The organism is Kitasatospora cineracea (assembly GCF_003751605.1).
GTDB classification, from domain to species: Bacteria; Actinomycetota; Actinomycetes; order Streptomycetales; family Streptomycetaceae; genus Kitasatospora; species Kitasatospora cineracea.
Genome location: NZ_RJVJ01000003.1, coordinates 543,360 through 556,171, shown reverse-complemented (window position 1 = coordinate 556,171; position 12,812 = coordinate 543,360). Strand labels below are relative to the sequence as shown.

Annotated in this window: 12 protein-coding genes; 11 read left to right on the top strand and 1 reads right to left on the bottom strand. The window is 77.1% G+C overall.

Annotated features, from left to right (window positions below; all coding sequences use genetic code 11):
- Positions 1-17: 17 nt before the first annotated feature.
- From hppD to EDD39_RS42440, 11 genes are all read left to right on the top strand, one after another.
- A complete protein-coding gene (gene hppD, locus EDD39_RS36665; RefSeq protein ID WP_123563890.1) occupies positions 18-1,079 on the top strand; it encodes a 4-hydroxyphenylpyruvate dioxygenase in 1,062 nt (353 codons plus the stop codon).
- A gap of 65 nt (positions 1,080-1,144) precedes the next feature.
- Entirely contained in the window at positions 1,145-2,083 is a 939-nt protein-coding gene (locus EDD39_RS36660; RefSeq protein ID WP_208765758.1) for a phytanoyl-CoA dioxygenase family protein, read from the top strand.
- A complete protein-coding gene (locus EDD39_RS36655) occupies positions 2,073-3,020 on the top strand; it encodes a thiamine pyrophosphate-dependent dehydrogenase E1 component subunit alpha (protein WP_123563889.1) in 948 nt (315 codons plus the stop codon). Before EDD39_RS36660 ends, EDD39_RS36655 begins: the two co-directional genes overlap by 11 nt.
- A gap of 1 nt (position 3,021) precedes the next feature.
- Positions 3,022-4,035 carry an alpha-ketoacid dehydrogenase subunit beta gene (locus EDD39_RS36650; protein WP_123563888.1) on the top strand — a complete coding sequence of 338 codons (1,014 nt, stop codon included), beginning with the start codon at positions 3,022-3,024 and terminating at the stop codon, positions 4,033-4,035.
- Positions 4,036-4,107: 72 nt separating this feature from the next.
- Positions 4,108-5,760: a class I adenylate-forming enzyme family protein gene (locus EDD39_RS36645; RefSeq protein ID WP_123563887.1), complete on the top strand. Its 1,653-nt coding sequence runs from the start codon at positions 4,108-4,110 to the stop codon at positions 5,758-5,760.
- Positions 5,757-7,334, top strand: coding sequence for a condensation domain-containing protein (locus tag EDD39_RS36640; RefSeq protein ID WP_123563886.1), 1,578 nt, complete (start codon positions 5,757-5,759; stop codon positions 7,332-7,334). Before EDD39_RS36645 ends, EDD39_RS36640 begins: the two co-directional genes overlap by 4 nt.
- Entirely contained in the window at positions 7,331-8,263 is a 933-nt protein-coding gene (locus EDD39_RS36635) for a 3-oxoacyl-[acyl-carrier-protein] synthase III C-terminal domain-containing protein (RefSeq protein WP_123563885.1), read from the top strand. The genes EDD39_RS36640 and EDD39_RS36635 overlap by 4 nt, the downstream gene beginning before the upstream one ends.
- A gap of 27 nt (positions 8,264-8,290) precedes the next feature.
- Positions 8,291-8,560, top strand: coding sequence for a phosphopantetheine-binding protein (locus tag EDD39_RS36630; protein ID WP_123563884.1), 270 nt, complete (start codon positions 8,291-8,293; stop codon positions 8,558-8,560).
- Positions 8,557-9,342 carry a hypothetical protein gene (locus EDD39_RS36625; protein WP_123563883.1) on the top strand — a complete coding sequence of 262 codons (786 nt, stop codon included), beginning with the start codon at positions 8,557-8,559 and terminating at the stop codon, positions 9,340-9,342. Before EDD39_RS36630 ends, EDD39_RS36625 begins: the two co-directional genes overlap by 4 nt.
- A gap of 62 nt (positions 9,343-9,404) precedes the next feature.
- Positions 9,405-10,520 carry an alpha-hydroxy acid oxidase gene (locus EDD39_RS36620; protein WP_123563882.1) on the top strand — a complete coding sequence of 372 codons (1,116 nt, stop codon included), beginning with the start codon at positions 9,405-9,407 and terminating at the stop codon, positions 10,518-10,520.
- Positions 10,517-11,185: a 4'-phosphopantetheinyl transferase family protein gene (locus tag EDD39_RS42440; protein WP_123563881.1), complete on the top strand. Its 669-nt coding sequence runs from the start codon at positions 10,517-10,519 to the stop codon at positions 11,183-11,185. Before EDD39_RS36620 ends, EDD39_RS42440 begins: the two co-directional genes overlap by 4 nt.
- A gap of 85 nt (positions 11,186-11,270) precedes the next feature.
- Here the strand turns inward: EDD39_RS42440 and EDD39_RS36610 are convergent, their stop codons facing one another.
- Positions 11,271-12,746: an aldehyde dehydrogenase (NADP(+)) gene (locus EDD39_RS36610; protein WP_123563880.1), complete on the bottom strand. Its 1,476-nt coding sequence runs from the start codon at positions 12,744-12,746 to the stop codon at positions 11,271-11,273.
- Between the last annotated feature and the right edge of the window lie 66 nt (positions 12,747-12,812).

Here is a 12,812-nt window from a genome sequence, read left to right as displayed (position 1 = left end):
GAAGGAACTGCTACGCGATGGATTTCCTCGATCTCGACCACGTCGAGTTCCACGTGGGGGACGCACGCCAGGCGGCGTACGTGCTGTCCGCGGGGCTCGGGTTCCGCCTGCTGGCGCAGGGCGGTCCGGAGACCGGCCTGCCGGGGCAGCGCAGTCTGCTGCTGGGGCAGGGCGGCTGCCGGGTGCTGCTGACCTCGGGACTGGAGCCGGGGCACCCGGCGGCGCAGTACGTCGCCCGGCACGGGGACGGGGTGGCGGTGCTGGCGTTCGGCACGCCGGACGCGACGGCCGGGTACGCGGCGGCGGTGGCCGGCGGCGCGCGCGGGGTGGAACCGCCCCGGGAGGACGGCGGGGTGGTGACGGCGGTGGTCTCGGGGTTCGGCGACGTGGTGCACCGGCTGGTGGAGCGCCGAAGCGGAGAGTTCCTGCCGGGCCTGGTCGCGGTGCCGGACGGCGGGGTGCCGGACGGCGGGGTGCCGGACCCGGGCCTGGTCCGGGGGATCGACCACGCGGCGGTGTGCGTGCCGGACGGGGAGTTGGACGCCACGGTGGCGTACTACCGGGAGGCGTTCGGCTTCGACGTCGTGTTCGAGGAGTACATCGAGGTCGGCGGGCAGGGCATGTTCTCCCGGGTGGTGCAGAGCCCGTCGGGCGGGATCACCCTGACGCTGATCCAGCCGGACGGGGCACGCGAGCCGGGGCAGGTGGACGACTTCCTGGCCTGGCACGGCGGCCCGGGGGTGCAGCACCTGGCGCTGTCCTGCCCGGACGTCGCGGCGGCGGTGGACGCGATGGCGGGGCGCGGGCTGGGGTTCGCGCCGACGCCGGACGCCTACTACGACACGCTGGCGGCCCGTCCGGCGGAGCGGCTGCGCAGCCGCGGGATCCTGCTGGACCGGGACCACTGGGGCGAGCTGTACCAGATCTTCGCCACCTCGCTGCACGTGCGGCGGACGTTCTTCTGGGAGCTGATCGAGCGGCACGGCGCCCGCACCTTCGGCACCGCCAACATCCCGGCGCTGTACGCGGCCAAGGAGCGCGAGCTGGCGGCGGTCCGGACTCCGGCGGTGGCGCGGTGATCGGGGCCGGGCCGAAGCCCGCGGGCAGGGCCGAGCCGAAGCCGGCGGGCGGGACCGAGCCGAGGGTGCCGGGCGGGGCCGAGCTGCGGTTCGAACTGACCGCCGAGGAGCGGGAGTTGCTGCCGAGCGCGACGGACGTGGCGTTCTACGCGGAGCACGGCTGGTACCTGGCGCCGAAGCTGTTCACGGACGCCGAGGTGGACGCGCTGGCGGCGGCCGCCGAGGGGTACTACGCGGGGGCGCGCAGCCGGGAGCTGCCGGTGCGGCCGCCGCGGCTGGCGGCCTGGCAGCCGTCGGACGGGCCGGTGCAGCGGCACAACGACTACGTGCACTACGAGAGCGACCCGATCGCGCGGATCCTGTGCAAGCCGCTGGTGGGGGCGGTGGCGGCGCTGCTGGCGGGGGTGTCGGAGATCCGGGTGTTCCAGTCGACGCTGATCCTGAAGCCGGCGGTGGCGGGCGAGCCGAGCAACGTGGTGCCCTGGCACCTCGACAAGCACTACTGGTCGACGTCGAGTTCGGAGCGGATGCTGACGGCGTTCGTGCCGTTCCACGACTGCGACGAGGAGATGGGCACGCTGACGGTGGTGGACGGCAGCCACCGCTGGCGGGAGGTGGGCCGGGAGGACTCGGTGACCCGGCACTTCGCGGACCGCGACCGGGGCGACCTGGAGCGGCTGCTGGCGGTGAACGCGGCGCACAACGGCGTCGAGGTGCGGAAGGTGCCGCTGGTGATCCCGAAGGGGCACCTGTCGTTCCACCACTGCCGCACGTACCACGGCTCGGGGCCGAACCTCAGCGGGCGGCCGCGCCGGGCGGTCTCCTTCCACCTCCAGGACGGGGCGAACGAGTACCGGCGCTTCCCGCTCTCGGACGGCGGCGCGGCGGTGTACAACCACGACGTGCTGGTGCGCCGGCTGCCGGACGGGCGGCCGGACTACGCGGACCCGGAGTTCTGCCCGGTGCTGTGGCGCTCTCCCGAGGCGGGCCGGGATGACTGCTGACGCCGGCCTGTACCGGACGGTGGCGCTGATCCGGGGTTTCGAGCGGCGGGCGGTGGAGCTGGTCCGGGCGGGGGTGGTGCCGGGCGGCATCCACCCGTGCACGGGGCAGGAGGCGGTCGCGGCGGGCACCTGTGCGGCGCTGCGGCCGGACGACCTGATCGCCTCCACCCACCGCGGGCACGGGCACGTGCTGGCGAAGGGTGCGGACCCGGCGCGGATGATGGCCGAACTGGCGGGCCGGGAGGCGGGGTTGAACCGGGGCCGGGGCGGGTCGATGCACGCGGCGGACTTCGCGCTGGGCGTGCTGGGCGCGAACGCGATGGTGGGCGCGGCGGTACCGATCGCGGCGGGCGCGGCCTGGGCGCTGCGCCGGGCGGGCTCGGACCGGGTGGCGGTGGCGTACTTCGGGGACGGCGCGGTGAGCCAGGGCGTGGTGCTGGAGGCGTTCAACCTGGCGGCGCTGTGGCGGGCACCGGTGGTGCTGGTGTGCGAGAACAACGGGTTCGCCACCTCGACCCGGACGGCGGACGCGGTGGCGGGCAGCGTGCTGGGCCGGGCGGCGGCGTTCGGCATCCCGGCGCTGGCGGTGGACGGGACGGATCCGCGGGCGGTGCTGGCGGCGACCGCGGAGGCGGTGGCCCGGGCCCGGGCGGGCGGCGGGCCGACGCTGCTGGAGTGTGCGGTGTACCGCTTCGACGCGCACCACACCTGGGAGCACGCGGCCCGGCCGGGCTACCGCTCGCCGGAGGAGGAGGCCGCGGGCCGGGCCCGGGACCCGCTGGAGGTGCAGGGGGCCCGGATCCCGGCCGCCGTCCGCGCCGCGATCGACGCGGAGCTCGACGAACTCCTCGACGCCGCGGTGGAGTTCGCGCGTGCGGCGCCGCACCCTGACCCGGCCTCGGCGCTGGCGTACCTGTACGCGACGGAGGTGGGCTGAGGTGCCGAAGCTGTCGTACCTGAAGGCGTTGAACCGGGCGCTGGGCGACGAGATGGCGCGCGACGGGTCGGTGTGCGTGTTCGGCGAGGACGTCCGGGTGGCGGTGTCGTACGTGACGGCGGGGCTGGTGCGGCGGTTCGGGCCGGAGCGGGTGCTGGACACGCCGATCTCGGAGCAGGCGTTCACCTCGTTCGCCACCGGCGCGGCGCTGGCCGGGGTGCGGCCGCTGGTGGAGTTCCAGATCCCGTCGCTGCTGTTCCTGGCGTTCGAGCAGATCGCCAACCAGGCGCACAAGCTCTCGCTGATGTCGGGCGGCCGGCTGCGGGTGCCGGTGACGTACCTGCTGCCGGGTTCGGGCTCGCGGGAGTCCTGGGCGGGGCAGCACTCGGACCACCCGTACGGCCTGTTCGCGCACGTCGGGGTGAAGACGGTGGTGCCGGCCACGCCGACGGACGCGTACGGGCTGCTGCTGTCGGCGCTGCGGGACGACGACCCGGTGGTGGTGTTCGCCCCGTCGGGGGCGCTGGGGGTGCGGGAGGACGTGGACTTCGCGGCGCTGGGTCCGGTGCCGCTGGGCCTGGGCCGGGTGCACCGGGCGGGCACCGACGTGACGGTGGTGGCGGTCGGCCACCTGGTGCACGAGGCGCTGGCGGTGGCCGAGGAGCTGGCGGGCCGGGTCTCGGTGGAGGTGTTCGACCCGCGCACCCTGCACCCGCTGGACCGGGCGGGCCTGGCGGCCTCGCTGCGGCGGACCGGGCGGCTGGTGGTGCTGGACGACTCGAACCGCTCCTGCGGGTTCGCCGCGGAGGTGCTGGCGACGGCCGCCGAGGGGCCGCGGCTGCGGGCCGCGCCGCGCCGGGTGACCCGCCCGGAGGGGGCGGTGCTGCCGTTCGCCCCGGCGCTGGACCGGGCCTGCCAACCGGGCCGGGCGCAGTTGCTGGCGGCGATCGGGGAGGTGACGGGCGTGCTCGTCGGGGAGGTGACGGGCGTGCCCGGGGAGGGCGGCGGGACGTGAGGGGCGTGACGAGGGACGTGCTCGGCAAGGACGGCAGGACGTGACGGACGTGCTCGGAAAGGGCGGCAGGACGTGAGGGACACCGGAATCAGGGCGCGGCTGGCCGCCGACCCGGGGCTCGGCACGGGCAACGTGCTGACCTCGCTGCTGGCGCACGGCGCGGACCCGGACGGGCCGGGCGCGGCGTTCGACGTGCCGGTCGACGGCTTCCCGGCCGGGCACGGGCTGACGCTCGGGCAGTTGCACGAGCGGGTGGCGGCCCGGGCGGCGTGGTGGCACGGGCGCGGGATCGGGCCGCGCGACCCGGTGGCGCTGTACGTGTCGGGGTCGGCGGACTGCCTGCTGAACTTCCTGGCACTGGCCTGGCTGGGCGCCGTCCCGGCGCTGCTGAACCGGCACCTGCCGGGCGACGTGGCGGCCGGGTACCTGCGCCGGCTGCGGGCGGTGGCGCTGCTGACGGACGCCGAGCACCGGGAGCGGCTGGCGGGCGAGGACCCGGGCGTTGCCCTGCACGAGGACGCCGGCGGGCCGGGCGGCGGCGACCCGGCGGCGGCGCCCGCCCCGTACCGGCACCACCCGGAGGACCCGGTGGTGATCACGCACTCCTCGGGGACCACCCGGCTGCCCGCGGCGGTGGTGCACTCGCACGCCAGCCTGTTCGCGGCGGTGAAGCTGTTCCGGCTGGCGGCGCCGCGCGCCCGGGGCACCGAGCGGATCCTCAGCGCGCTGCCGACCGCGCACGCGGCGGGCGTCTCGACGCTGAACCTGGCGCTGTGCCACCGCAGCGAGGTGCTGTTCCTGTCCGGGCAGGACGGCGAGCAGGTGCTGTCGGCGATCGAGCGCTGGGAGCCGACCGGCGTGTTCGGCTTCGCCGCGACCTGGGCGCAGCTGGCCCGGCACGACCTGACGCAGCGCCGGCTCTCTTCCGTCGCGCTCTGGTTCAACACCGGTGACTGCGCGCACGAGCCGCACGTGCGCCGCCTGGTGGCGGCCGGTTCGCGGGTGACGGTGACCCGGGAAGGGGTGCGGCGGGTGCCGGGCTCGCACTTCGTGGACGGGCTGGGCTCCACCGAGATGGGCCACTCCGCGTTCCACCTCACCCACGGTCCGGACACCGGGCGCTACGGGCGCTGCGTCGGCGTCCCGCACGGCTTCGCCGAGGTGGCGCTGCTCGACCCGGCCACCGGCCGGGAGGTCCCGGTCGGCGAGGTCGGCCACCTGGCGCTGCGGGCCCCGACGCTGGCCCCGGGCTACTGGAACGACTCGGCGGCCACCTACCGCAACCGGCTGGACGGCTACTACCTGACCGGCGACCTGCTGTACCGGGACGAGGAGGGCTACTACTTCCACGTGGACCGGGCGGTGGACGCCGTCGACCTGGGCGGCGGCGAGTGGCTGTACACGGCGCTGAGCGAGGAACGGGTCCTGACGGCCTGCCCGGACGTGCTGGACTGCACGGTGGTGTCGCTGCGGACGGAACCGGCGGGCGGCGGCGCCGGAGGCGGGTCCGTGGTGACGGACGTGCTGCTGGCGCTGCGCCCGGACGCCGACCCGTCCGTCGACCGGGCCCCGGCGGTGCGGGCGGCGCTGACGCCCGCGGCAGCGGCGACGCTGCGCGCGGTGCTGGTGATCGGCGAGGAGGAGCTGATCCTCGGGCCGACCGGCAAGGTCCGCAAGTTCCTGATGCGGCAGCGGCACCGGGCCGCGACGGTGGTGGCCTCATGACCGGCAGCGACCCCGTGGTCGGCCCCGGCCCCACGATCGGACCCGGCCCCGGACCCGGCCTCGCGATCGGCCCCGGCCCCGACCCCGGCCTCGCGATCGGACCCGGACCCGCCGAGCGGATCGAGGTGCCCTTCGCCGGGGAGGGCGCGGGCGTCGGCGAACTCTCCTGGGGCATGTGGGAGATCTGGCACGCGATGGTCGCGCAGCGCAACTCGCTGCCGATCGGCGGGACGGCCGCCCTCCCGGCGGGCAGCACCGTCGAGTCGGTGGCGGCCGAGCTGCGCTACCTGATGGGCCGGTTCCCGTCGATGCGCACCCGGCTGCGGTTCGGCCCGGACGGGCACCCGACGCAGCAGCTGTCCGCCTCCGGCCGAATCGCCCTGGAGCTGTACGACGCACCCGCCGGGACCGACCCGGCCGGGCTCGCGGAACAGGTCGAACTCGCCTACCGGGAACGGCCGTTCGACTACGCCGGGGAGTGGCCGGTGCGGATGGCGGTGGTGCGTTCCGGCGGCCGCCCGACCCACCTGGTCAGCGTGATGAACCACCTGGTCGCGGACGCGGCGGGCGGAACAATCATGCTCCGCGAGGTGCGCGAGCGGGCGAGCGGCCCGGTCAGCGGACTGCAGCAGCTGGAACAGGCGGCCTGGCAGGGCTCGCCGGCCGGGCAGCAGCAGAACGCCCGGGCGCTGCGCCACTGGGAGCGGATCCTGCGCACCGTCCCGGCCCGGCGCTTCGCGCCCTCCACCGACCCGCGCGAACCCCGCCACTGGACCGGCGAGTTCCGCTCCCCCGCCCTCCCGCTGGCGCTGCCGCTGGTGGCCGCCCGCACCGGCGGCGACACCCGCGCCGCCCTGCTGGGCCTGTACGCCCTGGCGCTGCGCCGGATCGGCGCGGCGCAGCCGGTGGTGCTCCGCCCGGTGGTCAACAACCGCTTCCGCTCGGCGATCGGCGGGACGGTCTGCATGGCCGCGCAGGCCGGCATCGCCGTCCTCGACCTGGGCGACGGCAGCGTCCCGGCCGCCGTCGCGGCGGCCCGGGGCGCGACCCTGGCCGCGTACAAGCACGCCTACTTCCACCCGGAGCGCCTGAACGAACTGATCGCCCGGGTCGCGGCGGAACGCGGCGAGGACCTGGACGTCCAGTGCTTCTTCAACGACCGCACCACCGGCCTCCCGGCCGCCGACACCCCGCCGCCCACCGCCCCGGCCCTGCGGGCCGCCCGGGCCCGCAGCACCTTCCGCTGGACCCGGCGCACGGACCTGCCGGGACGCATCCTGCAGGCCCAGTTCGAGGACGCCCCGGAGGGCCTGCTGATGGAAGTCCTGACCGACACCCGGCACGTCTCCCCCGCCGACGCGGAGGCGCTGGCGCGCACGGTGGAGGAACTCGCGGTCGAGGCGGCGCTGGCGTTCCTGGCGGCGGACGCCGAAGCGGACTCCGGAACGAACGCCGGAACGAACGCCGGCACGGACGCCGAAGCAGAGAGCGGCGCGGACGCCGGCGCGGACGCCGGAACAGGTGTGGACGCGGCCGCGGGTTCCGGTGCCGTGCGGGCTGGGGTGCCGCGGTGACGTCGCTGTTGGCCGTCTCCGACCACCTGCCGTCCGGCCGGGTCCCGATCGAGGCGCTGGCCGGGGAGTACGGGCTGACGCCGATGGAGCTGCGGATCTTCCGCCGCTACCACGGGCTGGGCGAGGTCGCCCGGGACCCGGGCGGCAGCCTGCTGGACCTGCTGCGCGGCGCGGCGGCCGGGCTGGCGGCGCTGCGCGGCCGGGAGCACCGGGTGCGGTACGTGCTGCACGCCCGCTCGTTCCCGACCGTCGTCCCGTTCCCGCACGACCCGGTGCGGGAGCTGTGTGCGGAGCTGGGCCTGGACGAGGGGGTGCCGGTCTTCTCGGTCGGCCACCACGCCTGCGCCTCGGGCCTGTTGGCGATCGACGCGGCGGGCCGGCTGCTGGCCGCCGACGGCGATCCGGACGCGCTGGCGCTGGTGCTGGCCGGGGAGAAGGCGTTCACCCCGGAGGCGGGGATGGTGCCGGGCAGCTCGTTCTTCGGCGAGGGTGCCGGGGCCTGCCTGGTCTCCCCGGTGGGCGGGCGGGACCGGGTGCTGGCGTACGCGGCCGACCTGCGCGGCGAGTTCGACACCGACGCCGAGGAGCAGGCCCTGGAGTTCCAGCGGATCTACGGCGAGGCGCTGGCGGCGACGGTGCTGGCCGCCGTCGAGCGGGCCGGGCTGGCGCTGGAGGCGGTCACGGCCGTCCTGCCGCACAACGTCAACCGGGCGGCCTGGCACCAGGTCTGCCGTCTCCTCGGCTACCCGCGCGAGCGGGTGGTGCTCGACAACGTGCCGGCGGTCGGGCACGTCTTCTGCGCCGACCACTTCGTCAACCACCGCACCGCCCGGCAGCGCGGCCTGCTGCGCCGGGGCGAGCCGTACGTCCTGGCCGCGGCGGGCGCCGGGCGCGGCGCGACGTTCGCCGCCATGGTCCTCCAGCACTGACCCCCTCCCTCCCCAAGGAGCCCTCTGATGACCTCCCCCGTCCCCTCCCCCCAACTGGTCGACGCGATCTGCGCGTTGCTGCCGGTCGTGCTCAAGCGCGAGGTGACCGGCGCGGACGCCGACACCGCGCTGCTGGACGCCCTCGGGCTGAACTCCACCACCGGCCTGGAACTCGTCCTGGAACTCGAGGAGCGCCTCGGCCTGGAGATCAGCGTGGAGGACCTGGGCCGGGACGACTTCACCACCGTCGGCTCGCTCGCCGCCTACGTCGCGGGCAACCTGCTGGCGGACGCGTGACGCTCCGCACCCTCCTCCCCCCGCGCCCGCCCGCCGCCGGCCCCTCCCGCTGGGGCGTGCGCCGCACCGCCCGGCTGACCTTCCCGGAGCCGTCCGCACTGGCCGCCGACCCGGTGCACGCGGCCCGCCTGCGCCGCTACCTGACCGACCTGCTCGCCCCGTACGGCCTCGCCCTCGCCCCGTACGGCCCCTCCCCCGCCGTCGACGCGCCGGCCGGCGGCCAGCCGTCCGGGCAGTCGTATGGCCAGCCGTCCGGGCAGTCGTACGGGGAGATGGCCGAGGCGCTGATCCGGGCGGTGGTCCCGGCGGGCGAACAGGTCGACCTGCTGGTGCTCGCGCACGCCGTCCCCGACCTGACCCCGGGCCGGGCCACCGCCTGCTGGCTGAGCCACCGCTGTCCGGGCGCCCCGCTGTCGTTCGCCGTCACCGGCCCGGACGGCACGGCCGCGTTCACCGCCCTGCGGCTGCTGACCGCGTACGCGGACACGGCGGGGCTGCGCCGGGCCCTGCTGCTGGTCGTCGAGCAGGACTGGCTGCCGTACGACCCGGGCGTCCCGGTCGCCGTCCCCGCCACCAGCCGGGGCGTCGCGCTGCTGTTCGGCGACCCGCTGCCGGGCGAGCGCGTCCTGCGGCTCGACCCGGCCGGCATCGCCCCCGCCGGACCGCACCCCGCCGACCCGGCCCAGCCGGGCACCGGCCTGTGGTGGGAACTGGGAGCACTGCCGGACCCGGGGGCTCTGCCAGACCCGGGAGCGCTGCCGGACCCGGGGGCGCCCCGGTGAGCACGCCCGCGCCCGCGCCCGCTCCCGTCCCCGCGCCCGGACCGATCCGCCGAGGTGTCCCGATGACCGCCCCGCTGCCCGACCCGCCGCCCGCCCCGCTCCGCCTGGCCGACTACCGCACCGCCGCGTACCGCCGACTCCCGTCCCCCGTCCGCGACTTCGTCGAGGGCGGGGCGGGCGGGGAACGGGCGCTGGCGGCGAACCGGCAGGCGTTCGAACGGGTGACGCTGCGGCCCCGGGTGCTGGTGGACGTCTCGGTGTGCGACACCGCGACGGAGCTGCTCGGCGCCCCGCTGGCCACCCCGGTGGGCGTCGCCCCCACCGCGTACCACCGGCTGCTGCACCCGGAGGGCGAGCTCGCCACCGCCCGCGGGGCCGGGCGGGCCGGGGCGCTGTACGTGGTGAGCCTGTTCGCCTCCAGTCCGCTGGAGGCGATCGCCGCCGCGGCCACCGGGCCGTGCTGGCTGCAGCTGTACTGGCTGCGCCGCCGCGAGGTGCTGGCGGACCTGGCCGGACGGGCCGCCGCGGCCGGCTACCGGGCCCTGGTGCTGACCGTGGACGCCCCGTACCTGGGCCGCCGCCACCGCGACGCCCGCAACGGTTTCGCCGTCCCGCCGGACGTCCGCGCCGTCAACCTGGACCCGTCGCTGATGGCCTCCGCCCACCGCTCCGCCCCCGGCCGCTCCGCGCTCGCCGTGCACACGGCCGAGGCCGTCGACCCGTCGGTGACCTGGGCCGACCTGGCCTGGCTGCGCGGGCGCAGCACGCTGCCGCTGGTCCTCAAGGGCATCCTGACCGCCGAGGACGCCCGCCGCGCCGTGGCCCACGGGGCGGACGCGGTGGTCGTCTCCAACCACGGCGGCCGGCAGCTCGACACCGCCCCGGCCGCCCTGGACGCCCTCCCGGAGGTGGTGGCCGCGGTCGGCGCCGCCTGCCCGGTCCTGTTCGACGGCGGGGTGCGCAGCGGTGCGGACGCGTTCGCCGCCCTGGCGCTCGGCGCGCGGGCGGTGCTGCTCGGCCGTCCGGTGCTGTGGGGCCTGGCGGCCGGTGGCGCGGACGGCGTCGCGGGCGTGCTGGACCTGGCCACCGAGGAGCTCTCCCACACCATGGCCCTCACCGGCCGCCCCGCCCTCCCGTCCCTGGACCGCACCGCCGCGACCCTCGCCCCGCCCCGGTGAGCGCCGACACCGTCCTGCTCTGGCTGGTGACCGACCCCGGGCCGGACCTCCCCCTCGCGCCCCTGCTCGCCGACCTCGACCCGGCCGAACGGCGCCGCGCCGACGCCTGCCGCCACCCCGACACCCGCCGCCGCTACGTCCTCGCCCACGCCGCCCTCCGCCGCCTGCTGGCCGAACGGCTCGGCGCCGCACCCGCCGAACTCCGCTGGCAGCACGGCCCGCACGGCAAACCCGCCCTCCCCGGCGGGCCCCAGTTCAACCTCTCCCACTCCGGCGCCCACGCCCTGATCGCCCTCTCCCCCACCCGCCCGGTCGGCGTCGACATCCAGCGCGTCCTGCCCGCCACCGACACCGCCGCCATGGCCGCCCGCTACTTCCCGCCCGCCGAGGCCCAGCTCCTGCGCGCCACTCCCGACCCCACCCACCGCGCCGAACTCTTCGCCCGCCTCTGGGCCCGCAAGGAAGCCCTGGTCAAGGCCCACGGCGGCCGCCTGGTCCAGGGCCTGCGCGTCCCCCTCGAAGGCCCCCTCGCCCCCGAAGACACCTGGTCCCTCCCCTACCACCTCACCGACACCCCCGCCCCGCCCCACCACCACGCCGCCGTAGCCCTCGCCGACCCCACCCCCTTCCAGGTCACCGCCCGCCCCTGGCCCGTCCCCTCCTGACGCCCGGTCACCGCGGCCCGTCCGGAAAGTCCGCTTCGGTGACGCCCGGCGCCCTGGCGCCCCGGCGGGGCGGGGCGGGGCGGGGTCAGTCGCGGAGTTCGGCCGGGAGGAGTTCCGGCGGGGTGTCCTGGTAGGTGACGGGGCGGAGCCAGCGGTGGATGGCGGAGGTGCCGACGGAGGTGGTGGGGGTGGTGGCGGCGGGGTAGGGGCCGCCGTGGTGCATGGCGGGGGTGACGGTGACGCCGGTGGGCCAGGTGTTGAGGACGAGGCGGCCGGCGAGGGGGGTGAGGAGGGCGAGGAGGGGGCGGGTTTCGGTGGGGGGCTCGTCGGGGGCGAGGTGGAGGGTGGCGGTGAGGGTGCCGGGGAGGCGGGTGAGGGCGGTGTGCAGGTCGGCGTGGTCGCGGTAGCGGACCAGGACGGTGAGCGGGCCGAAGCACTCGTCGAGCAGGTCGTCGTGGAGGTCGGTGGCGGCGACGGCGAGGATGCCGGGGCGGACGGCGAGCGGGGCTCCGGGGGTGGGGGCGGGGCCGGGGGGCAGCAGGGTCTCGACGCCGGGGAGGGCGGCGCGGTGGGCGGCGCCGGTGAGGTAGGAGTCGCGGATGCGGGGGTCGAGCAGGGGTGCGGCGTCCGCGGCGGCGGCGGCCTTGACGGCGGCGCGTTCGAGGGCGGGGTGGCCGGCGGGGACGAGGACGAGGCCGGGTTTGGTGCAGTACTGGCCCTGGCCGAGGGTGAAGGAGGCGGCGAGGCCGGCCCCGATCTCCTCGGCGCGGGTGGCGGCAGCGCGTTCGGTGACCAGGACGGGGTTGAGGCTGCCGAGTTCGCCGTGGAAGGGGATGGGGTGGGGGCGGGCGGCGGCGAGGTCGTGCAGGGCGCGGCCGCCGCGCAGTGAGCCGGTGAAGCCGATGGCGGCGGTGAGCGGGTGCTGGACGAGGCGGGTGCCGGCGGCGAGGCCGTGGACGGTGGTGAGGATCTCGGCGGGCAGGCCGACGCGTTCGGCGGCGCGGCGCAGCAGGCGGGCGCAGAGTTCGCCGGTCCCGGGGTGTCCGGGGTGGGCCTTGACGACGACGGGGCAGCCGGCGGCGAGGGCGCTGGCGGTGTCGCCGCCGGGGACGCTGAAGGCGAGCGGGAAGTTGCCGGCGGCGAAGACGGCGGCGACGCCGAGCGGGGTCTTGGTGCGGCGCAGGTCGGGGCGGCCGGTGGCGGGGTCGGCGCGGTCGATCCGGACGTCGAGGTAGCCGCCGTCGGCTGCGGTCTCGGCGAAGGTGCGCAACTGGTGGGTGGTGCGGGCGAGTTCGCCGGTGAGGCGGGTCTCGCCGAGGGCGGTCTCGGCGTCGGCGGCGGCGAGGATCTCGGGGCGGGCGGCGTCGAGGAGGTCGGCGGCGGTGTGCAGCAGGGCGGCGCGGCGGGGGCGGTCGGCGAGGGCGTCGAGGGTGTGGTGGGCGGCGGTGACGGCCCGGTCGACGTCGGCGGGCCCGGCCTCGCGGGCGGGGTGGGCGCGGACGGCGCCGGTGCGCGGGTCGACGCTGGGGATGGGGGCGCCGGGGCGGGGTGCGGCGGTCATGGCGCGGGCCTCCTCGTGGGGTGGCGGGGTCGGGTAGCGTCCGGTGCGCGGCGGTGTGCGGCCCGT